24 protein-coding genes are annotated in these 25,897 nt (G+C 52.1%); 12 read left to right on the forward strand and 12 right to left on the reverse strand.

Annotation, left to right across the window (positions count from 1 at the left end; genetic code table 11):
• Positions 1–205: 205 nt before the first annotated feature.
• Complete coding sequence (locus PGL01S_RS24215) at positions 206–2,263, reverse strand: helix-turn-helix domain-containing protein (RefSeq protein WP_127497199.1); 2,058 nt, start codon at positions 2,261–2,263, stop codon at positions 206–208.
• A 147-nt stretch (positions 2,264–2,410) separates the two neighbouring features.
• Here PGL01S_RS24215 and PGL01S_RS24220 point away from each other — a divergent pair, with 147 nt between their 5' ends.
• From PGL01S_RS24220 to sdaAA, 4 genes are read left to right on the forward strand one after another with little or no spacing between them, the layout of a single operon-like run.
• Entirely contained in the window at positions 2,411–3,658 is a 1,248-nt protein-coding gene (locus PGL01S_RS24220; protein ID WP_127497201.1) for an MFS transporter, read from the forward strand.
• A 28-nt stretch (positions 3,659–3,686) separates the two neighbouring features.
• Positions 3,687–5,135 (forward strand): M20 family metallopeptidase, encoded by a 1,449-nt coding sequence (locus PGL01S_RS24225; protein ID WP_127497312.1) that lies wholly within the window; start codon positions 3,687–3,689, stop codon positions 5,133–5,135.
• Positions 5,136–5,177: 42 nt separating this feature from the next.
• Complete coding sequence (gene sdaAB, locus PGL01S_RS24230) at positions 5,178–5,846, forward strand: L-serine ammonia-lyase, iron-sulfur-dependent subunit beta (protein WP_127497204.1); 669 nt, start codon at positions 5,178–5,180, stop codon at positions 5,844–5,846.
• Positions 5,847–5,877: 31 nt separating this feature from the next.
• A complete protein-coding gene (sdaAA, locus tag PGL01S_RS24235) occupies positions 5,878–6,753 on the forward strand; it encodes an L-serine ammonia-lyase, iron-sulfur-dependent, subunit alpha (protein ID WP_127497206.1) in 876 nt (291 codons plus the stop codon).
• Positions 6,754–6,851: 98 nt separating this feature from the next.
• Here the strand turns inward: sdaAA and PGL01S_RS24240 are convergent, their stop codons facing one another.
• The 7 genes from PGL01S_RS24240 to PGL01S_RS24270 form a co-directional block, all read right to left on the reverse strand.
• Positions 6,852–7,817, reverse strand: coding sequence for an ABC transporter ATP-binding protein (locus PGL01S_RS24240; RefSeq protein WP_127497208.1), 966 nt, complete (start codon positions 7,815–7,817; stop codon positions 6,852–6,854).
• A complete protein-coding gene (locus PGL01S_RS24245) occupies positions 7,810–8,793 on the reverse strand; it encodes an ABC transporter ATP-binding protein (protein WP_127497210.1) in 984 nt (327 codons plus the stop codon). Before PGL01S_RS24245 ends, PGL01S_RS24240 begins: the two co-directional genes overlap by 8 nt.
• A gap of 13 nt (positions 8,794–8,806) precedes the next feature.
• Positions 8,807–9,739, reverse strand: a complete 933-nt coding sequence (opp4C, locus tag PGL01S_RS24250) for an oligopeptide ABC transporter permease (protein ID WP_127497212.1) — start codon at positions 9,737–9,739, stop codon at positions 8,807–8,809.
• Positions 9,740–9,757: 18 nt separating this feature from the next.
• Positions 9,758–10,711: an ABC transporter permease gene (locus PGL01S_RS24255; protein WP_127497214.1), complete on the reverse strand. Its 954-nt coding sequence runs from the start codon at positions 10,709–10,711 to the stop codon at positions 9,758–9,760.
• A 60-nt stretch (positions 10,712–10,771) separates the two neighbouring features.
• Positions 10,772–12,493, reverse strand: a complete 1,722-nt coding sequence (locus PGL01S_RS24260; protein WP_127497216.1) for an ABC transporter substrate-binding protein — start codon at positions 12,491–12,493, stop codon at positions 10,772–10,774.
• Positions 12,494–12,696: 203 nt separating this feature from the next.
• A complete protein-coding gene (locus PGL01S_RS24265; protein ID WP_127497218.1) occupies positions 12,697–13,605 on the reverse strand; it encodes an ArsR/SmtB family transcription factor in 909 nt (302 codons plus the stop codon).
• Between the two features lie 141 nt (positions 13,606–13,746).
• Positions 13,747–14,634: a DUF8580 domain-containing lipoprotein gene (locus PGL01S_RS24270; RefSeq protein WP_127497220.1), complete on the reverse strand. Its 888-nt coding sequence runs from the start codon at positions 14,632–14,634 to the stop codon at positions 13,747–13,749.
• Positions 14,635–15,049: 415 nt separating this feature from the next.
• Between PGL01S_RS24270 and PGL01S_RS24275 the strand changes: the two genes are divergently transcribed.
• The 6 genes from PGL01S_RS24275 (at position 15,050) to PGL01S_RS24300 (ending at position 21,066) form a co-directional block, all read left to right on the forward strand.
• Positions 15,050–16,666, forward strand: a complete 1,617-nt coding sequence (locus tag PGL01S_RS24275) for an ABC transporter substrate-binding protein (RefSeq protein WP_127497222.1) — start codon at positions 15,050–15,052, stop codon at positions 16,664–16,666.
• Between the two features lie 137 nt (positions 16,667–16,803).
• Positions 16,804–17,754 (forward strand): ABC transporter permease, encoded by a 951-nt coding sequence (locus tag PGL01S_RS24280; RefSeq protein ID WP_127497224.1) that lies wholly within the window; start codon positions 16,804–16,806, stop codon positions 17,752–17,754.
• Between the two features lie 4 nt (positions 17,755–17,758).
• A complete protein-coding gene (locus tag PGL01S_RS24285; protein ID WP_127497226.1) occupies positions 17,759–18,604 on the forward strand; it encodes an ABC transporter permease in 846 nt (281 codons plus the stop codon).
• Positions 18,605–18,663: 59 nt separating this feature from the next.
• Positions 18,664–19,695 (forward strand): ABC transporter ATP-binding protein, encoded by a 1,032-nt coding sequence (locus PGL01S_RS24290; RefSeq protein ID WP_127497228.1) that lies wholly within the window; start codon positions 18,664–18,666, stop codon positions 19,693–19,695.
• Positions 19,682–20,587, forward strand: coding sequence for an ABC transporter ATP-binding protein (locus PGL01S_RS24295; RefSeq protein ID WP_127497230.1), 906 nt, complete (start codon positions 19,682–19,684; stop codon positions 20,585–20,587). The genes PGL01S_RS24290 and PGL01S_RS24295 overlap by 14 nt, the downstream gene beginning before the upstream one ends.
• 44 nt (positions 20,588–20,631) lie before the next feature.
• Positions 20,632–21,066 carry a hypothetical protein gene (locus PGL01S_RS24300; RefSeq protein ID WP_127497232.1) on the forward strand — a complete coding sequence of 145 codons (435 nt, stop codon included), beginning with the start codon at positions 20,632–20,634 and terminating at the stop codon, positions 21,064–21,066.
• Positions 21,067–21,337: 271 nt separating this feature from the next.
• Here the strand turns inward: PGL01S_RS24300 and PGL01S_RS24305 are convergent, their stop codons facing one another.
• A complete protein-coding gene (locus PGL01S_RS24305) occupies positions 21,338–21,922 on the reverse strand; it encodes a hypothetical protein (protein WP_127497234.1) in 585 nt (194 codons plus the stop codon).
• 130 nt (positions 21,923–22,052) lie between these two features.
• Between PGL01S_RS24305 and PGL01S_RS24310 the strand changes: the two genes are divergently transcribed.
• Positions 22,053–22,292 (forward strand): DUF6953 family protein, encoded by a 240-nt coding sequence (locus PGL01S_RS24310; protein ID WP_373312763.1) that lies wholly within the window; start codon positions 22,053–22,055, stop codon positions 22,290–22,292.
• A gap of 86 nt (positions 22,293–22,378) precedes the next feature.
• Here PGL01S_RS24310 and PGL01S_RS24315 read toward each other — a convergent pair whose 3' ends face one another.
• Together PGL01S_RS24315 and PGL01S_RS24320 are read right to left on the reverse strand one after the other, a co-directional pair.
• Entirely contained in the window at positions 22,379–23,776 is a 1,398-nt protein-coding gene (locus tag PGL01S_RS24315; protein WP_127497237.1) for an MATE family efflux transporter, read from the reverse strand.
• Between the two features lie 119 nt (positions 23,777–23,895).
• Positions 23,896–24,351, reverse strand: a complete 456-nt coding sequence (locus tag PGL01S_RS24320; protein ID WP_164775581.1) for an HPP family protein — start codon at positions 24,349–24,351, stop codon at positions 23,896–23,898.
• Positions 24,352–24,551: 200 nt separating this feature from the next.
• Between PGL01S_RS24320 and PGL01S_RS24325 the strand changes: the two genes are divergently transcribed.
• On the forward strand, positions 24,552–25,004 hold the full coding sequence (locus PGL01S_RS24325; protein WP_127497242.1) for a DUF4395 domain-containing protein: 453 nt from the start codon (positions 24,552–24,554) through the stop codon (positions 25,002–25,004).
• A 46-nt stretch (positions 25,005–25,050) separates the two neighbouring features.
• On the opposite strand, the gene PGL01S_RS24330 is transcribed toward PGL01S_RS24325, so the two are convergent.
• A complete protein-coding gene (locus tag PGL01S_RS24330; RefSeq protein WP_127497244.1) occupies positions 25,051–25,704 on the reverse strand; it encodes a FusB/FusC family EF-G-binding protein in 654 nt (217 codons plus the stop codon).
• Positions 25,705–25,897 lie beyond the last annotated feature (193 nt).

A 25,897-nucleotide genomic window follows, 5' to 3' on the forward strand; every position in this document is an offset into this window, starting at 1 on the left:
GATTCTGTACAACGTATTTACGCAAAATGGCTGAGGTTCAACTTATACATTGGATTCCATACCGTGAAATTACCCATTCTTGGCGTTTTTTGCTCCAAAGCGGCAATTATGCTGGATAAAATCCAATGTAGGTTCAGGAATACTTCATTTTAGTCGCATTTTATTGGATGAATTCCATTGTAGCGTTACCCGACCTCACCTATACCTACTCTCGAGACGACTGCTTCAGGTAGCAGGCAAGCTGAATCCGGAGTACGTTCTCCGGATCGTCGAACGATAAGCCTAGCAGATCCTCTATTTTTCTCAAACGAAGGTACAGCGTATTGATATGAATATGCAGCTTATCAGCTGCGAGGCTGGCCGAACGGTCGGAGGCCATGTACGTGAGGAGCGTGTCGGCAAGCCCGGAGCCCTGACTCTTCGCCTGTTGAAGCGGCTCGAAGATTTCCCGGACAAACGCTTCAAGCTCCTCCTTCGGATGGCGGATGAACAGACGGTTCAGCCCGATATCCGAATACAGCATAAAGGCGTAGCTTCCTCTTGCGGCCAGATAAGACAACGCTTTATCGGCTTCGCCATGGCTGCTGCCTGCCGCATGAAGATCCCTGAAGAACGAACCGGCTCCCGTTCGGATTCTGAGATTCGAATACTGCTCCCAGCTGCCCAAGAAGGAACGGAACCGCTTCAGCACCACCGCTTCGTTCTTCCTTGACTGAAGCACGATCGTCACTTTATTGCCGCTGGCGAAGATGACGGGCACGAGGATTTGCTGCCCCAGCGCTTCGCGCAAATCAACGACAAAGCGGTAAACATGCAGGTTCAGCTCGGCAGATGGAGCCGGAGAGCTCAACTCCGATACCGCAACCATCAAGGGAAGCGCGGTGTCGATCCCGAGCAAGTCGGCCTTTTCCCTCCATACGTCGGGATTTTTCGCATGAATAAGCTCAAGAAACGTATCTTGCGTCTTCTTGTAATAAAATTCGGAAAGTGACTGCTTCCTCAGCAGCTCCAGCGCCAAGACGGAAGCCCCCTGCTCGATTGCAATCTGCTGCAGGGAATCCAGCCCGCCCGTCAGTTCGACGAGCAAATACCCCAAGCAGGCGGAGGATGCCACTATGGGATAGCAAAAAAGCTTTTTGCCGGGGCTATTCCCCGATTCTTCCGCTTGCCGATAAGAAGGGCCTTGCTCGCGGGCATAGAGCCGAAGCAGCTCCTCCCCGCTTAACCCCGAAGCCCCACGCTTCCGCTCGGGATGCCACTTATTCTCCAGCAGATCCACATAAATAAGCGGCAGGCCTATCATCTTGCTAAGCTCCGAAGCAATAGAGGCGGCTCCTTTATTCTGAAGAGACAGCTTGACGAGAGAGGCATGAATCTCATCCCTCCTGCGAAGCTCCAGGTTTTGTCTGCGCAAATCCTCAATTAACCGGGCATTCGTAATGGCGATCGATACCTGATCGGCGAAGCCCTGCAAGAGCTGCATATCCTGCTCGGTCAACAGCGGTTTTTTGCCGGTCTGGTAGACAATAAGGACGCATTCAGGCTTGTTATGAACGAGAATCGGCACCGTGACGATCGACTTGCTCTGCATAAAATCGTACGCGTGCGTCAAATGCTCTACATTCTCCGCTGTCATATCTCCGAAATCGATCAGAATCTCGTCGAAGTCGCGGTACAGCTTAGGCGTTCCTCTGCGAAACGTCTTTCCTATCATCCCTTCATCCGGCTTTATGGCCATCTTAAGCATTTCTTTTCCGATTTCGCCAGCCTTCGCCCGCACCTTAAGACGGCCAAGCGCCGGATCATACATCCATAACACGCCTATCGTTTCATAAGGGATAACCGAGAGCGCGTTCTTAAGAATTTTGCTGAGCAGCTCGTCCAGATTAACCGATTGCGTTACTTCCCGGATGCTTTCCATCATTTTGTTCAATTTTACTTCCTGCTGCTTCAAGCTGGCTTCCGAATAATAAGGGTATAAGCCGGTCGACAAATGGAATAAATCATCCTCGGTAAGCTCAAGAAGCTCGGTTTGGATACGAACCGCAATGACGGTATGAATACCATATGGTAGATAAACTAACATATATCCAGCTTTTTTCTCCCAATAAGCGTGGCTTATCTCAAAGGGATTCGCAAACTCCGAAGTATCCGGCTTCAGCCCTCCCCTGGACTCCAATAAGGCCCAATATTTAAAGCTTTGACTGATCCAAATCTCGTATTTCCCTTGTATGATGCGTGAATTGCCCATATTCCGATACATAGAGCTCCACCTGCCAGCAATGTTTATATGTACAGTATTATAGCTATTCTTCTGGAGGAATGCACATTGTTTCTCGGAATTGAATCTTGTAATTTATAAATATACCTAATCGAAATCTACCATTACATGAGAAGGAAGGTAACAAAGATGGGGAATGCAACAGGTTCTAAAAAGAAATACGTCGTTCTGATCTTGCTTTTTCTCGGCTGGTGTCTCGGCAATCTGGACCGGTTCGTCATCAACTACTCCGTTGTTGATATTACGAAGGATCTTGGACTTAGCGCATCCACTCAAGGCGTCATTCTCAGCAGCTTCTTCCTTGGCTACGCGCTGATGCAAATACCGGGCGGCGCGCTGGCCGACCGGTTCGGTTACCGCAAGGTTATCGTGACTGCAATCTTCATGTGGTCGATCTTCACCATCTTGACCGGCGCAGCCTGGTCGGCCGTGTCTCTGATCGCGATCCGTTTCTTGTTCGGCCTTGGAGAGGGCAGCTTCTTCCCTTCCGGCTCGAAAGCCATTGCAAGCTGGTTCCCGCTTAATGAACGGAGCCGGGCGATGGCGCTAATGCTTTCCTCCGGTGCCATTATGGGGATCGCAACGCCATTCATCTATGCGGCATCCAGCGGAACCATAGGCTGGCAGAAGTTGTTCTATATTATCGGGGCGGTCGGCCTTGTCGTAAGCCTCTTTATTTTCTTCTTCCTGAAGGAGCCGAAGCGCGCCGCCATCCAGGAAGTCCCTTCGGGACAACCCGCGGCAAAGCCGAAATCCACGCTCAAAACCGTGCTCAAGACCCCGATGATCTGGAATCTATTCATTGGCTACTTCAGTATTTACGCGGTCAACTGGGGGCTCTCCGCATGGATGCCAACTTATATGATCAACGTTCGCGGGCTGGATATGACGCAGGTCGGGACGCTCAGCATTTTCCCATCCCTTGCAGGCATTATCGCGATGCTGTTCAGCGGCTATCTGCTTGACCGCATTCCGGAAGGCAAGGACAAGAAAGCCGGCGCGGTGCTGGCCGTATTGGTCGGGGTCTGCCTCTATCTCATGAGCAACGCCGGCAGCATTTTCCTTTTCATTACTTATCAGACCATCATTGGCGTTTTATTCGCTTTTATCGCAACGCTGATCGCATCCAACTGCTTGAAGACCATGCACGAATCGCAAGTCGCAACGGCGAACGGCTTCATTAATACGGGTGCCCAGCTTGCCGGCTTCCTGACACCGATGCTTATGGGCTTTATGGTGGATGCCTCGGGCGGATCCTACAATTCAGCTTTCGTCTTGCTCGTCGTATTTGCCGTCCTTTGCGCGGCTGCGCTCATGCTGGCTCGTCCGAAAGCAAATGCTCAATCCCAAGCTGTCGTCGATTCCGTTACCAACTAAAACTAACGCGAGGTGTTCAACCATGTCCATAGAAATCACGCAGGAAATCTCGAAGCTCATCGATCGCAAAAAAGAGCAGTTCATCTCCGCCAGCGATCAAATCTGGACTTTCGCGGAAACGCGGTTTGAGGAATTCCGATCAGCCGCTTTGTTAAGCGGCATTCTGGAGAAGGAAGGCTTTAGCATCGAGCAAAGTCCCGCCGGGCTGGAGACGGGATTTATCGCCACCTTTGGCGCCGGAAGCCCGGTTGTCGCCCTTCTCGGCGAATACGATGCGTTAACGGAGCTTAGCCAGAAAGCGGAAATAGCCGAATTCGATCCCGTTACGCCTAACGCGAATGGGCATGGCTGCGGACATAATCTGCTCGGAGCAGGCGCGCTTGCCGCAGCGGTTGCCGTAAAGGATTACATGGTCGCGAACGGCCTCCCGGGGACGGTCAAATATTACGGCTGCCCGGCGGAGGAAAGCGGCTACGGCAAAACCTTCCTGGCACGGGAAGGGAAATTCGCCGGCGTTGACGCGGCCTTCAGCTGGCATCCCGCATCTTTGAACGCCGTCATGCATGGCTCCTCGAACGCTGTCCTTCACGCGACATTCAAATTCTTCGGCAAAAGCGCCCACGCGGCGGCTGCTCCTCATCAGGGACGAAGCGCGCTGGATGCGGTCGAGTTAATGAATATCGGGGCAAACTATTTGCGAGAGCATATTGTCGACAAGGCTAGACTCCATTATGCGATAACCAATTCGGGCGGATTGTCGCCAAACGTGGTGCAGAAGGAAGCGGAAGTAACCTATCTGATCCGGGCTCCCAAGACGGACATGGTTCGCGCCTTGCATGACCGGGTTGTTGATCTTGCCCGCGGTGCCGCCCTTATGACCGGGACAACGATGGAGCATACCATTGAAGGTGCCTGCGCCAACCTGGTACCGAACAGCACGCTGCAGGCCGTCATGCACAAGCATTTAAACGAGCTCGGCGCGCCTGAATATACGGAAGCGGAATACGGCTACGCCAAGGCCATTTACGAATCGTTGTCCCCCGAGGACAAGCTGGAAGCAGGCCAAACGTTCGGCCGCGAGCTCGCCGCCCTTCTCGCGGAGCGGCCGCTCCCCGGATTCGTCGCCCCTTACAACGACGAGCGCGAAATGTGGATGGCAGGCTCGACGGATGTGGCGGACGTCAGTTGGAACGTGCCGACCGCGCAATGCGTCACAACAACGATGGCATTCGGCACGCCGCTGCATGCCTGGCAGACGGTTGCGCAGGGACAATCCTCTTACGCGCATAAAGGAATGCTGCTGGCAGGCAAAGTCATGGCTTGTGCCGCGGTCGAAGTACTGAGAAGCGAAGAGCTTGCGGCGGCAGCCAAAGCCGAGCTTGAGACGCGGCTGGACGGGCATGCCTATGACTGTCTTGTGCCAAAAGAAATCACGCCGCCGCGGATGTCGGAGCATCAGGCGGTTGTTCGAAGCTAATCGGCTGCCGAACCGGCAGCGTTTCACCCGAGGGAGGCAATCATGAGATTCAAAGACGTATTTTCCATCATTGGTCCGGCTATGGTCGGTCCCTCCAGCTCCCACACCGCGGGAGCTGCCCGAATCGGACGCTTAGCCAGACAATTGTTCGGCGCCATGCCGGCTCGCGCGGACGTGATTTTCTACGGCTCTTTTGCAGCGACCTACATCGGCCATGGCACTTACTCCGCTATCGTTGGCGGGCTGCTGGACATGGAGACGGACGATATCCGCCTGCCGGATTCGCTCAGGATAGCTGCCGAAGCAGGTATTCTGGTAGAGGTTCAGACGGGGAAAGGACTATTTCCTCATCCGAATACCGCGGAGCTGCGATTGTACCGGGAGCACGAAGAAGAGCCTTCCTTTACGATCGTTGGCACTTCCATCGGCGGAGGGAACATCGAAATCGTCAGCGTTGACGGTTTCAAGGTGAAGCTGACGGGCCAATACCCGACGCTTGTGATCTGGCATACCGATTCTCCCGGGATGATTGCCGAGGTGACGCGGCTTCTGCAGGAGGAAGGCATCAATATCGGCTATATGTCGGTTGACCGGAAGAACAGGAGCGGACAGGCGATGATGGCCATTGAGACGGACCAGGCCATTTCCGCGGAGCTGCTGGAGAAATTGAACGGCTACCCGGGCATTCAAGCCATCCGCTTAGTGAAATGAGGACGTCAACAGGAGAAAGGAGTCACCACGAATGAATTTTCGCACTTTAAAGGAACTAGCCGAAAAAGCGGAGCAAAGCGGCTTGTCCATTGGACGGTATATGGTGCAGGAACAATCCCAGGAATCGGGTAAAGCGCCGGAAGAGGAATTTGCGCAGATGGCATCCTATTTTGAAGTGATGAAAGAAGCCGTGCGCAGAGGGTTAACGGAGGACACCACCTCCCCAAGCGGCCTGACCGGCCAGGACGCCAAGCGCGTTATGGCTTACAGGGACAAACGGGCGAGTCTGCTGGGTGAGGACGCAAGCCTTGCGATGGCGTACGCGCTGGCCGTCTCCGAAGTAAATGCCTCCATGGGCCGGATCATCGCAACGCCAACGGCAGGTTCATGCGGCATTATACCCGGCGTTTTAATCAGCTGTCAGGAACGGTTCGGCTGGAGCGACGAGCAAATGGTTGAGGGCTTATTCGCAGCCGGCGCCATCGGCTATGTCATCGCCAATAATTCGTTTGTGTCCGGCGCGGAAGGCGGCTGCCAGGCCGAGGTTGGTTCGGCAATCGGCATGGCGGCCGGCGCGCTCGCCGACTTAAGGGGCGCATCGCCAGCCCAGGCGGTTCATGCCGTGGGGCTCGCGCTCAAAAACTCGCTTGGCCTCGTCTGCGATCCGGTCGGCGGTCTAGTTGAAGTGCCCTGCATCGTCCGCAACGGATTCGGAGCGGTAACCGCGCTTGCGGCGGCGGACATGGCGCTTGCGGGAGTCCGCAGCGTCATCCCGTCCGACGAAGTCGTGCAGGTCATGCTGGAGGTTGGCACAGCGATGCCGGAATCCTTGCGGGAGACAGCCAAAGGCGGGCTCGCCCAGACCCCGACGGGAAGAAAAATCATGAAAGAGCTGCTGGAAAAGTAAAGCGAAACAACATCTATTCCTTCTTGCTCAAACAAAAAAGGACTCTCTCAACGGTTATCTTCCGATAACGGCTGGGAGAGTCCTTTTCCATGCGTCCCTTACACCAAATGGCAAGCAACCATATGGTCGGTGCCAATGGTCCGAAGGGCCGGTACCTCTTCCTTGCAGCGTTCCGTCGCGAAAGGGCAGCGGGTGTGGAATTTGCAGCCGGATGGCGGATTGGCCGGATTCGGAATATCGCCGCTGAGCACAATGCGCTCCCGCTTCAGCTTCGGAATCGGTATCGGAACGGCCGACAGCAGGGCTTTCGTATACGGATGCTGCGGACGGAGGAACAGATCCTCCCTTGTGCCCGTCTCGACCATGGATCCGAGATACATGACGCCGATCCGCGTGCATAGATGCTCGACAACGCTCAAATCATGGGAGATGAACAAATAGGACAATCCGTTTGTTTGCTGCAGCTTCCGGAATAGATTAATGATTTGGGCCTGGATCGATACGTCCAGCGCCGATACCGGCTCATCGGCAATGATAAGCTCCGGATTCAGCGCAAGCGCCCGGGCGATTCCGATCCGCTGACGCTGGCCGCCCGAGAATTCATGCGGAAGACGGTCGATATGATAATCCGACAGACCGCATAACTCGAGCACCTCCAGCACCCGGTCGCGAACCTCCGATTTATCGGCCAACCCATGGTCAAGCAGCGCTTCGCCAATGGCGTCGCCAACGCGCACCCGAGGGTTCAGCGAGCTGTACGGATCCTGGAAAATAAGCTGAAGAGCCGGCCGAATTTGCCGAAGCTCATCCTTCGGAAGCGAATAGATATCCGTCCCCTTAAACAGAACGTCGCCCGACGTCTTCTCGGTCAAGCGGACGATGGAACGCCCTACCGTGCTCTTGCCGCTGCCCGATTCGCCGACAAGACCAAAGGTCTCGCCTTTGCGGATCGTGAAGCTAAGGTCATCAACGGCTTTCACATGACCCACCGTCCGATTCAGAAGTCCCGACTGGATGGGGAAATATTTTTTCAGATTGCGTACTTCGAGCAATGCTTCAGGCATACCGCTTCTCCTCCTCGTACAGCCAGCACGCCGCTTGCTGCGATTCGCCTACCGGAACAAGCGCCGGCTGCTTGGTACGGCAAATGGCCATGCACTGCTCGCAGCGGTCATGGAAGTAACACGACTCCGTCAGCTCAAGCGGATTCGGGACTTGTCCGGGAATGGAATACAGCTCATCCTGGAGCTGGTTCATAATCGGCTTCGAACGCAGCAATCCCTTCGTGTAGGGATGCTTCGGATTTGCGAATATCGCCTCCACTTCGCCTTGCTCGACTATTTTGCCTGCATACATAACCGCTACGTAATCCGCCATCTCCGCTACTACGCCAAGATCATGGGTGATAAGCAGGATCGACATTCCGCTCTCTTCCTTCAGGCTGCGAAGCAAATCGAGGATTTGCGCCTGAATGGTCACGTCAAGCGCGGTGGTTGGTTCATCGGCAATAAGCAGCTTGGGACCGCAGGAGATCGCCATCGCAATCATAACGCGCTGCAGCATGCCGCCGCTTAATTCATGCGGATACGCATCGATAATCTGTTCCGCTCTGGAGATGCCGACTTGCTTAATCAGCTCGATTGCACGCTTGCGCGCCGCTTTCCGGCCAAGCTTCTGATGCTCCATCAGCGGCTCGATTACTTGCTCTCCGATCTTCAGGACCGGATTAAGCGAGGACATCGGCTCCTGGAAGATCATTGCGATTTCGTGGCCGCGGATCGTGCGAAGCTCATTGCGGGACAGCTTCAGCAGATCGCGGTCCTGAAACTGAATACTGCCGCCTTCCACCTTGCCCCCGGCACTCTCAATGAGTCCCATGATCGACATCGCCGTAATGCTTTTACCGCTGCCGGACTCCCCTACGATGCAGACGGTCTCGCCCGGCTTGATTTGCAGGCTGACATCGTCCACGGCCCGGACGGTACCCGCTTCCGTCTTGAAGAAGGTTCGAAGATGATCAATGGTTAGCAATTCCTTCATGATAGAAGCTCACCTACCTTTTCTGTTTCGGATCCAGCACGTCGCGCAGGCCGTCCCCAAAAATATTAATGGCAATAACCGTCGCAAAAATCGAGAAGCCCGGCGGCAGCCATAGCCATGGCCGCTCTTGGAAATCGATCATATTATTAGCGGCATCAATCATATTGCCCCAGGTCGGCGTTGGCGGCATAACGCCTAAACCGAAGAAGCTTAGTACGGATTCGCTAAGAATCGCACCGCCGATATTAAGCGTCGCAATGACGATAATAAGCGGTACAAGATTCGGCAGCAGATGCCGGAACAGCTTTCTTTTATCGCTAAGCCCCAGCACGATGGTTGCCTGCATGAACTCCCGTTCGCGCAAGGACAACAGCTGGCCTCTGATCATTCGGGCCAAGCCCGGCCAGCTGACGACGCTGAGCATCAGCATAACGATATACATCCGGTAGTCCGGCGGCACTTTCCACTCGGACAGCAAGGCACCGATAATGAATAGAAGCGGAAGGCTTGGTACCGTAAGCAGCAAATCAGCCAGCCTCATAATGAGCTGGTCGACAACGCCGCGATAGTAACCGGCTATAATGCCAAGCAGGGTGCCGATAAACACAGACAATACCATGGAAGCAAGCCCAACCGTCAGCGAGATTCTGCCTGCCAGCAGCACCCGGGTCATCACATCCCGCCCAAGGGTATCCGTACCAAGCCAATGCTTGGCACTAGGCGCATGATTCATTAAGGCCATATTGATTTTGTTATCCGTATAAGGAGAGAAGAACGGACCGATAAAACAAGCCAAAAACATAATCACGACAACGGCAAAGCCCGTTATCGCCAATTTATTGCGTACAAGCCTCCGGAAGGATTGCCGCCACAGCGACGATCTTGCATGTGGTTGATTTTTATTAACGCTTATTCCCTGAGCCGTTTCTCCGCCAGCAACCGTCATCTATAAGTCCCCCCCTTCCTACAGCTTCACCCGCGGATCCGCGAGATGATATAGAATGTCGGACAGCAAAGTTCCGATTACCGTCAGTACGGCGATAAACATCGTAAAGCCCATCAGCAGCGGATAATCGCGCAGCCCGAATGACTGCATATACAGTTGTCCGATGCCCGGCCAATTAAAGATCTTCTCTATAATTAGAGATCCGCCGAACAAAGCCGGAAGCTCGAAGCCAACCAGCGTTATGGCAGGCAGCAAGGCATTGCGAAGGGCGTGAGTGAATAACACCTTGCGCTCGGTCAGCCCTTTTGCCCGGGCGGTTCTTATATAGTCCTGTTTAATGACATCAATCATATTGCTGCGGAAGTAACGCGTCAGCGAGCCAACGCCCAGCAGCGTCATAACGATGACCGGAAGCGTCATATGGTGAATAACTTCCTTCACATAGGCAAATCCTTGGGCATTGCTCCCCGTCGTAATCATTCCTCCCGGCGGCAGCCACTTCAAGTCAACGGCGAGCACCTTAATCAGGAATAACCCGATAAAGAAGGACGGGATGGACATCGCGGCGAAGATCAGCACCATGACCAGCGTATCGAACCAGGAATACTGCTTATAGGCCGCGATTACCCCTACCACAACGGCAATTAACCAGGTTAAGAACGTAGAAACAATCGCAAGCAGGAATGAGTTCCAGATATATTGATTGAACAACGTGAGCACCGGCTTCTGCTGGGCAAGGGAATAACCGAAGTCTCCGTGCACCGCGTTCTTCATCCAAGTGAGATACCGCTCGATCAATGGCTTGTTAAGTCCGTAAATTTCCCGGAGCTCCGCCTTTCGTTCCGGGGTTAATTTAATATTGCCGGTGATGAAATCACCCGGCGTCATGGCGTACAAGCTAAAGATCAGAAAGGAAGCGGCGAGCAATATAATGGCCATGTAGGTCAGTCTCTTCACGAAATAAGTGCTCATATCGGCTCCTTAACCTCACATCCCCTGCCCGGCAATAGGTCCGGGCAGGGGACATTATTTTTACTTCAGCGTCCAATTCGGCAGGCTTGAAGCCAGTCCGTAGAATGGGCTGACGGACAGGTTCTCAATTCTTGCGTTGTAAGCATAGACGCTCTTCTTGTAGTTGGTAAAGATAACTGGCAGATCATCGTTAAGCAGCTGGAACGTTTCTTTATAAATCGCCTTGCGCTCTTCCATGTCGGTTGTGGCAAGACCTTTCTCGTACAGCTCTTTGAACTTCGGATTGTCGTAGCCTTTAATCTCGCCGTCTACGAACTGCAGCAGGCCGTCAGCCGGATCCGTCAGAAGCGGAGTCGAGAAGGATACCATGTCATAATCTCCGCCTTCTACCTTGGAGACCAGCGCATTGAAATCCGCGAATACTTCAGGCTCAAACTCAATGCCCAGCGCCGCAAAGTTTTCTTTCGCAACCGCGATGAAGATATCCGTGTTCTTACTCTTCGTGCCGAGATAATGGATTTTCAGCTTCTCGCCGTCTTTCTCGCGAATGCCGCCCGAACCAACGGTCCAACCGGCTTCATCGAGAAGCGATTTCGCTTTTTCCGTGTCGAATTTGTAGGGATTAATATTGTCTTCCGTGTAAGCCCACGAGATTGGCGAAGACGGAATGTTAGCCACAACGCCTGCCCCCTGGTTGGCATCCACGTAGATGCTCTGACGGTCAAGACCGTAGGTTAAAGCTTGGCGTACCTTCTTGTCATCCAGCGCCTTGTGCTCGAAATTAAGCTGCAGGTAGCTGTAAGTGCTTGGTGTATACGGAACGATATTAACGAAGCCAAGCGACTTCAGCTTGTCTATATTTTCGGTAGTAGCGCTGAAGGAGGCATAGTCAACCTCGCCCGTCTCCAGATATTGCCACGTGTCGCCTTCGGATGTTTTGTAAATGAAGTTTTTGGTCTTTGGCTTCTCGCCGTAATAGTTGTCATTAGCCGTGAAACGAACCTCTTGACCAGGAAGGAATTTCTCCAGCTTGTAAGGGCCGGTGCCAAGCGGCTTCGAGCTAAGCTGCTTCATATAACCCAGATCGCCTTGCTTGTAGTCCTTGCCGTAGTAAGCTTTGGACAGAACATCGGAACCAAGCAGCACAAGAGCAGCCGCATTCGGCTTTTCCAACGTAACGGAGAGGGTCTGCGGATCAACGACCTTAATTCCTTCGATAGAGGTCGCGCTTCCGTCCTTGTAAGCCGCGCTTCCTTTAATACCGAGCGTGTTAACCTGCGAGTCGCCGTCATACGACTTGTCATTCAGGATCGTCCACGTGAACGCTACGTCATCGCTTGTCAGCGGAGAGCCGTCGCTGAATTTCAGATCTTTGCGCAGGTGGAACGTATAGGTCAAGCTGTCAGGCGATACTTCCCATTTCTCCGCCAGCCCTGGCTGAGGAGCGCCTTTGTCATCCACGGTAACAAGCGGGGTATAAAGAAGCGAAGAAACGTTGCCGTCATATCCGCTTTGTTGGAAATAAGGAGTAAATGCACCGCTAGGGTCGGTAAGTCCGACGATAATCGTATCCGTCCGCTTCTTCGCTTGATCAGGCAATTTGCTGATGTCGCTGGCCTGAATCGTCTCTGGCGAACCTTGCGAAGCGGATGTATTGCTGGCTGCCGGTGAATTCGATGGAGCTTGGTTGCCACTGCCCCCGTTGCTATTATTGGAGCAAGCAGCAAGGAGCAAGGTGCCGGCAAGCACGACGGATGTTGTGGCTAGAGTTAACTTCTTCATAAAAACCCTCCCATAAGTTACAATATGACTTTTCGTAATTCCGACTGGTAAACTATGAATTGGAATCGTTAGTCCCTATTATAGAAACCTAAGACAGTTCTGTAAAGAGAGAACTAAAAAATATTTCTCCTCATAGAGAAATAAAGAAAATAACAAAAATGCCGCCTTCCCCCAATGAGGGAAAAGCGGCATCCTAAATTTCGCTAATTACCGGTTATATAATCCATAATCACATGCTGCAACCGGTCAAGAGCGCCGGAACGCAAGCTGTATACCGTCAGGTTCTCGCCTTCGAAATGAGCATGAATCAGTCCCGCGCTGCGCAGCTTGGAGATATGATCATGCGTGATCCCCTTCGACAGCTTGAGATAACGATGAATTTCGATAAAAGTCCGCGGTCCTTGATGCAAATAACGCAGGATCTTCAGCCTGCTCTTCTCTCCCAGACTTCTTAATATCCGATAGTCATGGGCGGACATGAAATCCTCGTCGCTGAGGTCTACTCTCGCGGAGTAGTAGCAAAGCGTTAGCTGATTAAAGTGCGATACGATATTGATAGGCTGAAAATGATACTGAGGAATCAGCACAAGCTTATTAAGATTCGCTATGGGTTCAAATATAAGTCCATTCGTTGTCTCGTCCACGAACTGCCAGGCCGGAGTGGTGGATTGGACCCCTGTTCTTTCCGCAGCGACCTCTTCCAGGCTTCTCAATATTTGCGGGCTGATATCCTTGAAATATTGCTCCTGCCATAGAGTGAACAGCTTTAGGATCTTATCTTTAAAAGCGTTCATGTCTACGGGAAAACTGCTGCTGTAAGGCGACATCCTATCATACAGATCACCCGTGCTCTGCTTCGAGAGCCAATTCACAAAGCCGGGAACATCGGCCTCCGGACTCAAATAAACAAGCAAGAACGCAAATTTCCACTCTTGGTCTATGGAAAGCTCGTCCAGCCAATCAGCCAGCTCCGGCGTCAGGTTGGTACGGGTTTCCTGTGCCCAGCTTGGCGAAAGATCCAGCTTCTTATGCGATTTTCGGCAAATATAGGTATGCAAACTACTGATCGCTTCGTTCAGCGGCTTAAATTCGATGTCTATTTGATATTCCATCCACACACCCCCCTCGCCTTTCTAGGTCATTATACCTTAACTTTGGCGTATTCTACACGGAAATGAATACGATTGCAAATTAAAAAAAACAGCCCCCGAAGAGCGCTAAGCTCCCCGGAGACTGTTCATATCCTATTACCCTTATTGTGCCACGATTGAACCCATCGAAGTAAAAGCAAGCGGTCCAAAGCCTTCGGTTGGCTCTCCTACCGGCTGATTTACTTTGAGCAGGAAGCTTGTGCCGCCCACCGTCTTCACGATAACTTCCTTCGTCAGCTTATTGCTTGCCGCTTTGAGCATCAGATCGAAGTCGCCGAGCATCGAATTTGAATCCTTCGGATCGATCGTCTGCACATCGCCTACGGATTTAAGCTCTTTTTCCGCATCCGCCTTCACGTCGTCCAGCTTGAATCCTTCCGGCAGCTTGCTGATCTCTACGTAATAATTGTTGTCTACATTCATAATCAGCTTATTAGCCGCCGCATCGAATTTGAACTGCTCGAAGATGTAGAGCGCGTAACCGTCGCCTTTCGCAAGCGTGCCGGTACGGGTCTCTTCATTGCCCTCCAGCTGGAGCTTGAAATCCTTCGTTGCGGGAAGCTCTTGAGCCGGCGTATCTTCAGCCGACTTCTCGATCTTTGCGATCTTGGTGATTGTGAGCAATTTCGCCGTTGCATCGCCTTCGATAGCTGCTTCCGTGTACTCGAAGCTTACTTTATCGCCCTCTTTAAGGGCAGCTGCCGCGCTGTCCGTTCCTTCCCCCAACTGATAAGCAGCCGCTTCGCCGTCCACTGTGATCTCTACCGTATGAGAGTCGGCCAGGCCGACAAATTCACCTTCTCCTTTTTTCGTTTCAACCTCTGGCGAGGACGATTCCGTCGGGGTTGGCGATGCCGATACCGTTGGACTTGGAGACGAGTTCGTATTCGCATTCGAATTATTGTTGTTGCAGGCCGATAATAAGCAGGCCGCCAGAACCGTACTGCTCAGCAGAATGGTCCATTTCGTTGTGATGCTCTTGTTTTTCATACTTTACCTCCTAAAAAGGAATTGCTTTTTGCTCGAATTGGCGAGCCCATGCCATTTACGCAATGGCGCTTCGTAAGCTTTGCTCGTTATTACAAACGTTGGCGCAGCTGTAAAGGTTACATTAAATTTATGAATAACATCACCTAATATCAGGGAAACCTTGTCATATACAGGCATAACAGGAGCTTCCTTGCATCGACAGCTCTAGCTTTTTGGAGCATAATGAGAGAAATATAATAAATCCTTTACCGAAGCTTATTTCGATGAGCGATCGCGCTTAAAGGAAGGATTTATTGCCAAACGAAATTTTTGATTTTGAAAATTTTAGTTGTGGAAATTTAAAGATTGTAATTCCGAGTAATCCGATGTATTATGAATACATTAGAACACCACAGACAAACTGGAGGATAGAATCATGCGCAAAAGCATTCCCGCTTTACTTACCCTCATTATTCTAGCAGTAATCATTAGCGCTTGCAGCGGCAACAACAACGGCGGCAACACTGCAGGCAATAATTCCGAAGCATCGCCTTCGAACACGGCGGCAGCCGATCAAGCGAAGGACGGCGGCAACCTGATTCTGGGTGTACAAGCCGACCCTGTCGTTCTTAACCCGATCTATGCAGGCGACCGCGTCAGCCTGACAATCGACCAAGCTCTCTACGCTCCGCTGTTCCAAGTGAACAATGGCAAGAAAACCTTCTACCTGGCTGACAGCCTTGAGCCTTCGGCTGACAACCTGACTTATACACTGAAGCTGAAAAGCGGCCTGACTTGGCATGACGGCCAGCCACTGACGGCTGACGACGTTGTCTTCACGTTCGATACGATTCTCGACGAGAAGCAAAACAGCTTCTTCCGCGAAAACCTGATCCTGGGCGGCAAGCCGATCAAAGCGGTTAAGGTTGACGACACAACGGTTGAATTCCAGCTGCCGCAAGTAAACCCGGCGTTTGAAGCCACTCTCGTGCAATTAACTCCTATTCCTAAGCATATTTTCGAAGGCGAAGCGAATATCGAGAAAAGCACAAAAAACAACGCACCGGTTGGTTCCGGCGCATTCAAGTTCAAAGAGTACAAGACGGGCGAGTACGTAACGCTTGAGCGTTTCGATAACTACTTCGGCGGCAAGCCGCATCTGGATTCGATCACTTACCGTATCGCGAAGGATGCCAATGCAGCTAACCTGGCTCTGCAGAACGGCGAGATCAACGTGAAATACCTGGATCCGCAAGACGTATCCACCATCGAAAGCACGGGCAACTTCGATATTCAAGCTTACTCCGAAGGCCGTCTGGCTTACCTGCTCTTCAATGAAGACAGCGACACTGGCGCCCTGAAGAAAAAAGAAGTTCGTCAAGCGATCTCTTACGCGCTGAACCGCGAGGAACTGATCCAAACGGTATACGGCTCGAGCGAATACGCAGACCCTGCTAAATCTTTTGTAACACCGGATGGCCTGTTCCAAACAAACGACGTTCCTTCGTATGACAACGATGTAAATAAAGCAAAAGAACTGCTGGCTTCCGCTGGCGAAAGCAACCTGAAGCTCCGCTTCATCGTATCGAGCGGCAACAAAGCGCAAGAAGCTGCTTCCCTGTACATTCAGCAAAAGCTGAAAGCCGTTGGCATCACGGTTGAGCTGCAAAGCATGGACGCTTCGGCGTACGGCCAGAAGTTTGTTGACCTGAAATCGAAAGACTACGAGCTGTCCTATGCCGGCTACATCATGGGCTACGATCCGGACGCTTACCGTATCCTTTACACAACCGGTTCGAACTCCAACTATGCTCGCTACTCCAACCCTGAAGTAGACAAGCTGTTCGACCAAGGCGCTGGCGAAGCGGACGCAACGAAACGCGGCGAAGCTTACCAGCAGCTGCAAAAAACAATCGCGGATGACGCGGTTATCTACCCTGTCGGCTACACGAAAACAATCGTTGCGATCGACAAACGTTTCGGCGGCCTGAATGAAGCCGTTCTGAAGCCGGTCGTTATCTTCGAAGATCCGTCGAAGCTGTACATGAAGTGAGCTTAAAAATAGAATTAAATATGGATATAGGCAAAAAATAGCTGGGGCTACCCCAATGTCATTAAGTTCGTTTAGTTTAATGACATTGGGGGTAACCCAGTTTATTTTTTGCCGTAAACAGCATAGGAGACAATCGCATGAGACAACTCATCGCTAGACGCTTACTGCAGACGATTCCGCTCTTGCTCTTCGTCTCGATCGCCTGCTTTGCCTTAATCAAGCTGGCTCCTGGAGACCCTGTTCTATCCTTCGTGACGCCGAATATGCATCCCGAGGATATTGAACGCATCCGTCATAATCTCGGGCTGGACAAGCCTGCTTACATTCAATATTTACTGTGGCTCAAAGAGCTGTTCCAGGGCAATCTGGGCTATTCGCTAGTCAATCACCAGCCGGTGATGGATCAGATCCTGGACCGTTTGCCTGCAACCGCGGGACTAATGGGCAGCTCCATCGCACTGTCCGTGCTGCTTGCTATCCCGCTTGGCCTGACTGCCGGAGCGAACCGTAACCGCTGGCAGGACAAGATCATTAACCTGATTTCTTATATCGGTATATCGGTACCCCTGTTCTATCTGGCTATTTTACTTATCTATTTATTTGCGATTGAACTGCACTGGCTTCCGATTATGGGCATGCGGACGATTGGCGTCCATTCCGCTTGGGACGTCGTTAAGCACGGTATTCTGCCATGCGTCGTTCTGGCCTTTGGTTTCCTGTCCGTCTACGTGCGTTACATCCGTTCCAGCACGATCGGTCAGCTTAAGGAAGATTATGTTCAGATTCAATACGCCTTTGGCGCAACTCGCCGGCAAGTGCTGTTCCGCCACGTCATGAAGCATGTTCTGCTGCCGGTAATTACGCTGCTCGGCATGTCCATGGCGGATCTGGTTACCGGCGCGATCGTAACGGAAACCGTCTTTTCCTGGCCGGGCATCGGCTCGCTTGGCATGACGGCCGTCAAAGGGATGGATTATCCCGTCATTATGGGCATTACGCTGTTCTCCGCCTTGTTCCTGATCCTTGGCAACTTGCTTGCGGATATTTTATACGGATTCGCCGATCCGAGAATCAAATCAACGAGGTGAGCTCATGAATCGGACCAAGTGGCGAAATGCGGGCCTAGAGCTCGTACGCAGCAAAATGGGGATCGTCGCTGTTGCGATTCTCGTTATTTTCATACTGGGAGCGATCTTCGCTTTTCTCTCCCCTAAAGATCCGAATGCCCTGGATGCCTTGCAGCGCCTGAAGTCGCCAAGCTCCGCGCACTGGTTCGGTACCGACGACTACGGCCGCGATTACTTCGCCCGCGCCTTGTACGGAGGACGCGTCTCCCTGATGGTCGGCTTCTCCGCCATGGTTCTGGCAACCACGATCGGCACGATCGTTGGGGTTGTCAGCGGCTACTTCGGCGGCTGGATCGATAACCTGCTGATGCGTTTATTGGAAGTCATTTTGTCGATTCCGACCTTCTTGGTCATGCTTTTGCTCAGCGTGTTCCTGAAGCCGAACCTGACGAGTATCGTCCTCATTATCGGGCTTCTGATGTGGATGAACATGTCCCGTATCATACGGGCCGAGACGATGACGATTCTGGAGCGCGAGTACGTGCTGTATGCGAAAGCCTCCGGACAGAATCATTTGGGCATTATTTTCCGTCATATCTTCCCGAGCCTGGTTCCGGTCATTATCGTTGCCGCAACGAACAACGTGGCTTCCGCGATTATGATGGAATCGTCGCTCAGCTTCCTCGGATTTGGGGTGCAGGCTCCAAACGCGACATGGGGAAGCATGCTGAACAATGCGCAGGGCTATATCGCGCAGGCTCCATACCTTGCGTTGTTCCCAGGTTTATTCATTCTGCTGACGGTGCTCAGCTTTAATATTCTAGGCGATATCTTGCGCGTTGGCTTCGAACCGAAGCTTGGCAAGCGGTAGTTGAAGGGATCCTCCTTCCTCCCCTTGCACGCGCCCCTTCCGAAAGGAGTGAACGTTAGATGGCAGACAGGCTGCTAACCGTCAATAACCTACAAGTATCCTTCCACACCCGCAGCGGAGAAAATAAAGCGGTTCGCGGCGTCAGCCTTCACATCGATCAAGGCGAGACGATCGGCATCGTTGGTGAATCCGGCAGCGGCAAGAGCGTCACCGCCAAAGCCATTATGGCGATGATTCCGCCCCCGGGCGAGATTATAAGCGGCGACATTACCTTTGCCGGCGAGAAGCTGAACAACTTGCCGGAGCGTAAATGGCGCCAAATTCGCGGCAACCGGATCGCGATGGTATTCCAGGATCCGATGACCTCGCTTAATCCGGTTAAGAAGATTGGCGATCAGATGACGGAGGTTATCCGCCGGCACCGCGGTCTTAGCAAGGAAGCCGCGCTGAAGGAAGCCATTGAGATGCTCCGCCAGGTCGGAATTAACGAACCCGAACGCCGCGTCCAGCAGTATCCGCATGAATTCAGCGGCGGCATGCGGCAGCGCGTTATGATCGCAATGGCATTATCCTGCCAGCCGGAGCTCCTGATCGCCGATGAACCAACAACGGCTCTCGACGTGACGATTCAGGCTCAAATACTCGATCTGCTGAAAGAATTGAAAGCGAAGACCAGTGCCTCAATCGCATTAATTACCCACGACCTGGGCGTAGTCGCCCAGGTATGCAGCCGCGTTATCGTGATGTACGGCGGCATGGTCATGGAAGAAGGAACGGTAGAAGATATTTTCTACAACTCCAAGCATCCGTACACGCAGGGTCTGCTGCGTTCGGTACCGCAGCGGCAAGGGGGCTCGCGCGAGCGTCTGGTGCCAATTGAAGGCTCCCCGCCGGATCTACTCGACCCGCCCCCGGGCTGTCCGTTTATGGAACGCTGCCCGCATGCGATGCCGAAATGCGCGGAGCTTCCGCCGCATTTTCAGATCGGCGAAGGCCATCGTGCCCTCTGCTGGCTGAACGATGTCGAGGTTCAGGCCGAATTAGCGCGCCATCCGGAAATCGAAGGGAGCGCTGCCCGTGTCAGAGGATAAAAAAGTGCTGGTGGATGTCCAGCAGCTGAAAAAGTATTTCGTGAAAAGCCGCGATGCCTGGGGCCGCACCTCGGAAGTGCTGAAGGCCGTTGACGGCGTAAGCTTCCAGATCAACAAAGGCGAGACATTTGGCCTTGTTGGCGAATCCGGCAGCGGTAAATCCACCGTCGGCCGCTCCATTCTAAGGTTGTACGACTATACGGACGGAACGGTCAAGTTCGACGGCCAGGATATCTCGAAGCTTAACGAAAAGCAGCTGAAGCCTTTCCGCCGGCGGATTCAATCGATTTTCCAGGATCCCTATTCGTCTCTAAATCCCGGCATGAGCGTGCTGGATTTGATCGGCGAACCGATGAATATCCACCGTCTGTACAAGGATATGGAAGAGCGCAAGGAAGTTATTGCATCGCTGCTTGAGAGGGTAGGTCTAAAGCGCGAGCATCTGTACCGCTATCCGCATGAATTCAGCGGCGGACAGCGCCAGCGGATCTCCATTGCGCGCGCGTTGTCGGTACGCCCGGACTTCGTCGTCTGCGACGAACCGATCTCCGCGCTCGACGTATCCGTGCAAGCTCAGGTTGTTAACATGCTTGAAGATTTACAGGCTGAATTCGGCCTGACTTATTTGTTTATTGCCCATGACCTGTCCATGGTAAGGCATATTTCGGACCGGATTGGCGTGATGTATCACGGGCGGCTCGTAGAGATTGCGGACAGCGATGAGCTGTACGACAATCCGCTTCACCCGTATACGAAGGCGCTGCTGTCCGCGATTCCGGTACCGGATCCGCGCGCTGTCGTTGAACGGGTCATTTATACGCCCGATGCTGCCGCTGAAGAAGCTGCGGTGCTGCGCGAAGTAAGCCCGGGGCATTGGGTCGCTTTACCGTAAGATCATTAATCAGAGCCAAGTTAGCTAAGGGAGGCTGAAACCAAATGACGAATATCGTAAAGCTGTCGCAATGGGATGCATTGCTTGTGGAGTCTCTTCGCAAAGGACATGGCTGGTCGGATGACGAAATTATTGCCAGAGTAAAGGCCGGAGCCGATCTTCCGACGGATGATAGCATCTTCCAATTCAACTATAGCGATCTGGCGGCCTTTGCCGAGAAAGAGCCGGAAACTTTTGAATCGGCAGTCCGTAACGGCTACCAGATCAAGTACAATACCGTGCGCGGCCTCCGCAGCTGGATTTGGGTCGCCTTCGGCGACGAGCCTCAGCTTGAGCTTGAAGCCGGACAAGAAGCCGTAACCGCACAGCTCACGCCTGAACAGCTGGAGCGCCTGAGAACGGCGCTGTCCTTCGGCTGGTCCATCGAGCCGGTTGAAGGCGCGGCGGGCTCTTACCGGATCGAACCGATTCAGCGGTAAGATTAAGGCGATTAATTGTTAAGGGGCTGTCCCATCGTCATTGTAATGACATATGGGACAGCCCCTTATTATTTCTTGACGTACGTTGGAATTTCTCCAGTAAAATGAGCAATTTATGAACCATTCCGAGGCTACGTTGGAATCACTCCAGTATAAAGGCCAAAAATGCGCCGCATCATCCAAATTGAGCTTATTTTACTGGAGGCAATCCAATGTAGATCTTTCGAAACACTTGATATGCCTCCTAATACTGTACCAAATCCAACGTAGACTACTCCCAATCAACGTATCTTTCTTCTCCGCCGAATAATTTATCTGCAATCAATTTCCCATCCTCACTAAAACCCCGAATCGTCCAATTGTCCTCCGATGGCCCATTAAATACAAATAAGGCGTAATTGTCGGTAACTTCTTGCAGATGGTACTCGCTTGGATTTGATTTTACCTCGTCAAGGGATAGCCGATAAGGCTCCGTTGGCCCTATATTGTCCATGTGGTTTCCGATCGCGATATATTTGATTTTTGATTCATCAGCGGTTTTTACGGCCACCAGAAAACTTTCGGGATCGCCAATCCCTGAAGCTTGAAATGGTTTGCCTTCTAAAACCTGAAAACTATAAGATCCTTCGTCATAACGGTAGAGGAACCCGTATTTCTTTTCTATTTTTGCCACGCCAAAACTATGGTTGGAATTGTCCTCGAATAAAACAGCCTTGGCGCTATTCCCCATATCCTCGGTCCGAATAACCTTTACATCCCCATGTATGGCGTTCGTTATTTTGAAATGCAGTCCTTCTACAAAAAGAAATCCGACTATAGCGCATACGGAAATGACCGCAAACATGAATTTTTTCAAGTAAATCCCTCCCATCCATTATGAGCTTATATCCTTGCGTAAGAAAAAGCCAGTGAACTTCCGTTTCTTTGAGCTCTAACAAAGCCATGATATAATAACGCCAATCAAGCATTGGAGGTCGCATAAGAACGTGGAAACAACAACCGAGCAGCAAATCGCGGAGTGGATGGTTAACGAGATTAAATTCAGAGGGATGCTGCGCCAGGAGGAAGCAATCGAGCATGTGAAGCAGCATTTTGGCGAGCAGTATATCTTCGTGAACGAGAACGGGAATGTCTCCTTGGAAAAGGAAGTGAAAAAGGCATTCCGCAAGCTGCATAAGGGACGGGTCGCTTGGGACCGGGACGGCTTCTTCTGGGCGTGGACTTAAGCGGGAGCCTCACCGCCCGCCTAGCTTCAGCGTCAGCACCGTAACAAAAAGCCTCCAGCTTAAGCTGGAGGCTTCATCTATTTAAGCTAGTCAATCAACCGATGCCGGTACCATTTCTTGCCGCGGAAGCGCCAGAGGAAGATCGTACCCCTTACGCCCCACTCCAGGTTCATCGCGAGCCAGACGCCAATGATGCCGAAGTCGAAGACAATCGCGAGCAGATATCCAAGCACAATCCGGAACAGCCACATCGACAGGAGCGATACGACCGACGTAAACTTCGAGTCGCCCGCGGCCCGAAGGGCCGACGGCATAATAAAGCTGATGGACCAGAACACTACCTGCATAAGAGCATTAATAATCGTAATGATGAAGATATCGTCTACAATCTCAGCCGGCGGATGGAACAACCCCACCAACGGATAGAATAGCGGCAGCATCAGGCAAGCCATCACGAACAGGCAAGCCGTGGACAACCACAGGAAGGATCGGGTGAACTTCCGGGCATCCTCGATATTCCGCTGCCCCATGCATTGGCCAATAACCGTGATTGCGGTGATCGCCAGCGCATTGGACGGGATCTGCAGCACGTTGGCAAGCGAGCCGCTAATCGCGTTAGTTGCGATAGCGAAGGTACCCAGACCAACGACAAACGTTTGGGTAACGATTTTGCCGCCGTTGAAGAACATCTGCTCTGCCGCAAACGGCAGCCCGACGAACAGAATTTTCCGAAGCATCGAAAAATTGACCGACAGCATATCCCGAAGGCGAAGCCGCAGGTTCGTATCAATCTTTACGAGGTAGACAATGGCCAGAATAGCTGCCGCATACCGCGAAATATTGACGGAGATGGCAAGCCCCAGCACGCCCATATTCATCAGGTTAATAAAGACGATGTTGAGCAGCACGTACGTCAGGTTCATGACAAGCGACAGCATGAGCGATGCCCGGCTTCTTCCGATCCCGCGAAGCGCCCCGCATACCGCCTCCATCATGGCGATGCCGACATAAGACAAGCCGCTGCCGATCAGATACGTCCTACCCTCCCGGAATACCTCCGGCGAAGCCGCTCCAAACAGCAGATTGAGCATCTGGCTATGGAACACCACGACAATCAGGCTGATTGCAAAAGCGACAAGCGTAACCGACGAGACGGAGCTCGCCGCGGACTTCGATACCATCTGATGATTGCCGCTGCCTTTGTATTGCGCAACAACAACCGTTCCCCCTGTCGATACGGCGATAAAGACGCTGATCAGGAAGATGTTCAGCGAATCGACCATGTTGACGGCACTGACCGCGTCCACGCCGGACGAGCTGACCATTGCCGTGTTCACCAGGTTGAGGCCAACGATAAACGCCTGGTCAATCAAAATCGGAATAAACAAGGCAATTATTTGCCGGTAATCAATCGACACTCCCGTGAAGTGCTTTTCCAGGAAAGCCTCATGCTTTCCTCTCAGTCTGGGTCGTCCTATACCCATATCATCATCTCATTCTTCTCGTTGAATTGGTGAAGCTTAAACTACCTACTAAGCTACTACTATCGCCATGATTTGTCCATGGCGGATTTCCGGCTAACGGCACAAAAAATCCACCTGCCTTAAGCGGCCGTGGATTTGGAGGATTCGTACGTCTGCGCTCTTCTGCTCTCAAGCTTCCGGGCGATGTAAAGCACCAGCATAAGACCAAGCAGCGCCACGCCTACGGAGAGCGGAATCGCCCAATGATGGGTGGAGTGCGAGAAGAACGGGATCAGCGCCACAGCCACAATCGGCGGGGCATTCCATTTGAATTTATTGATTAGCCAGATGGTAATAATGACGTTAACAAACAGCGAGATCGGACTTGGATAAATGTAGTACAATACCGTCCCGATGACAGAGGATACAACCGCGCCAAAGGTGACTTTGCCCACTTCCGATATCGTCGAGGAACGGGATAAGAACAGAAAGCTAAACGCGCCAAGCGTCGGGAAAAATAAGGTGTCTAGGAAAGAAAAATGCAGGGAAAGCCAATAAATAAGCATCACATACAGGCAAATTGCTATGGTTTTCAAGTTCATAAGCTTCTTGTTATACCTCCAGTCAGCTGCCGTACAAAATTGCGCTCGTTCCATTCTAAAGAGTTTTGGAAAGAGCGTCAATCGCAAAATATTCTCATTTATTTATACCTAAATCCCTACCAGAAAACTAAGAATTATTGTATACTGAGTGTAATCATCACGTAAACCATTTCGCGTGAATGGAGGATTCCTATATGTCCCAATCAACAGTTAACCTCAGTTACGAATGCGTCGAGGAAGTGCCCCTGCACCGCGTCCGAGGCAATCAGCTTGGCATTCTGCTAAGCGTCATTGCAGCGCTCTTGACCCAGCAATGGTGGATTCTATTCCTGCCGCTGGCCGTCCAGCTCGTCAGCCGTACGTACGGAGTCAAATATAATCCGTTTGTCCGCCTGTTCTCGCCGTTACTCCCGGTGAGCCAGCGGACCGAAGCCCGCGAGCTGCTGCGCTTTAACAACCTGCTCGCGATTCTGTTCCTTGTCGTCACCCTTGCCGCCCATTATCTTGGACTGACGGTGCTGTCTTACATCGCCTTAGGCATGCTGACTGCCGCCGTTGTGGCTGCTTTAAGCGGCTTCTGCCTCGGCTGCTTCATGTACTTCCAATACAAGCAGTTCCGTTATCGCCAAGCTGCAAAAGTAAAATAAGATAAACAAAAGCCCGCCGTCTCCGGCGGGCTTTCTTTCTATTCCGTTAAAGAACGATATCGGAAATAAACCGTTCCAACACCGTCACATCGGTAATGTTTTTGTTACAGCTCTCGCTGTTCACGCACATATAATTGCCGATAGCCTTGTAGTAATCCGGCGAAGCATTAGCCGGTCTCGACTTCGTAACGGCCGAGAACAATGCCACTTCCTCATGCCGGTTGCACAGGAAGCATACGCTCTTCTTCTGCACCGGCGTAAATCTGCCTTCCACGCCTACAAGCCGGCCGTTCAGATGATACGCGAGATACATTTTATTCGTTGCGATATCCGTCCAGCCGAGATAAGTCACATAACGCAGATCAATCGCCGCGAGATCGGGAACCTTCAGCTTCTTAGCCTTCGGGAACAGCTTCTTGAGCTGCTTCTCCTCGACGCTGTCGAACGGCTTCACGTATTCCTCAAGCGACCTCAGATAACCCTGAAACTCCAGCGGGGTATTTAACGACGCGAAGCATTCGAGCAGCTTCTGCTCAGCCTCCGTTGCCCCCGGGAATGCTTCCATCACCTTAAAAGGCGTGTTTGACCGCACGGACGCAATAACCTTCGGATCGGATACCGTGCTGCAGGCCTTCTGCAGCTCTCCTACTTGCTTCTTAATCATATTCAGTTGATGGTTTCTAATAAATGGTGTACACATTGCTTTGTCAGCCCCTTATTTTATTTGATCGACTTACTCTCAAATAAGGTGCAAAGCCCATTATTAGAAACGATAGCCGGGCGACCATCCTTCAAGTACGCCCCATGCAAAGTATCGCCCCTAATTCAGGCTCTGCATGAAGCTGATTCGTAATCCGGCAAATTGATTTGCCATTGTTACCGCCTCCCTTTAC

Source organism: Paenibacillus glycanilyticus NBRC 16618, assembly GCF_004000805.1.
GTDB classification, from domain to species: Bacteria; Bacillota; Bacilli; order Paenibacillales; family Paenibacillaceae; genus Pristimantibacillus; species Pristimantibacillus glycanilyticus.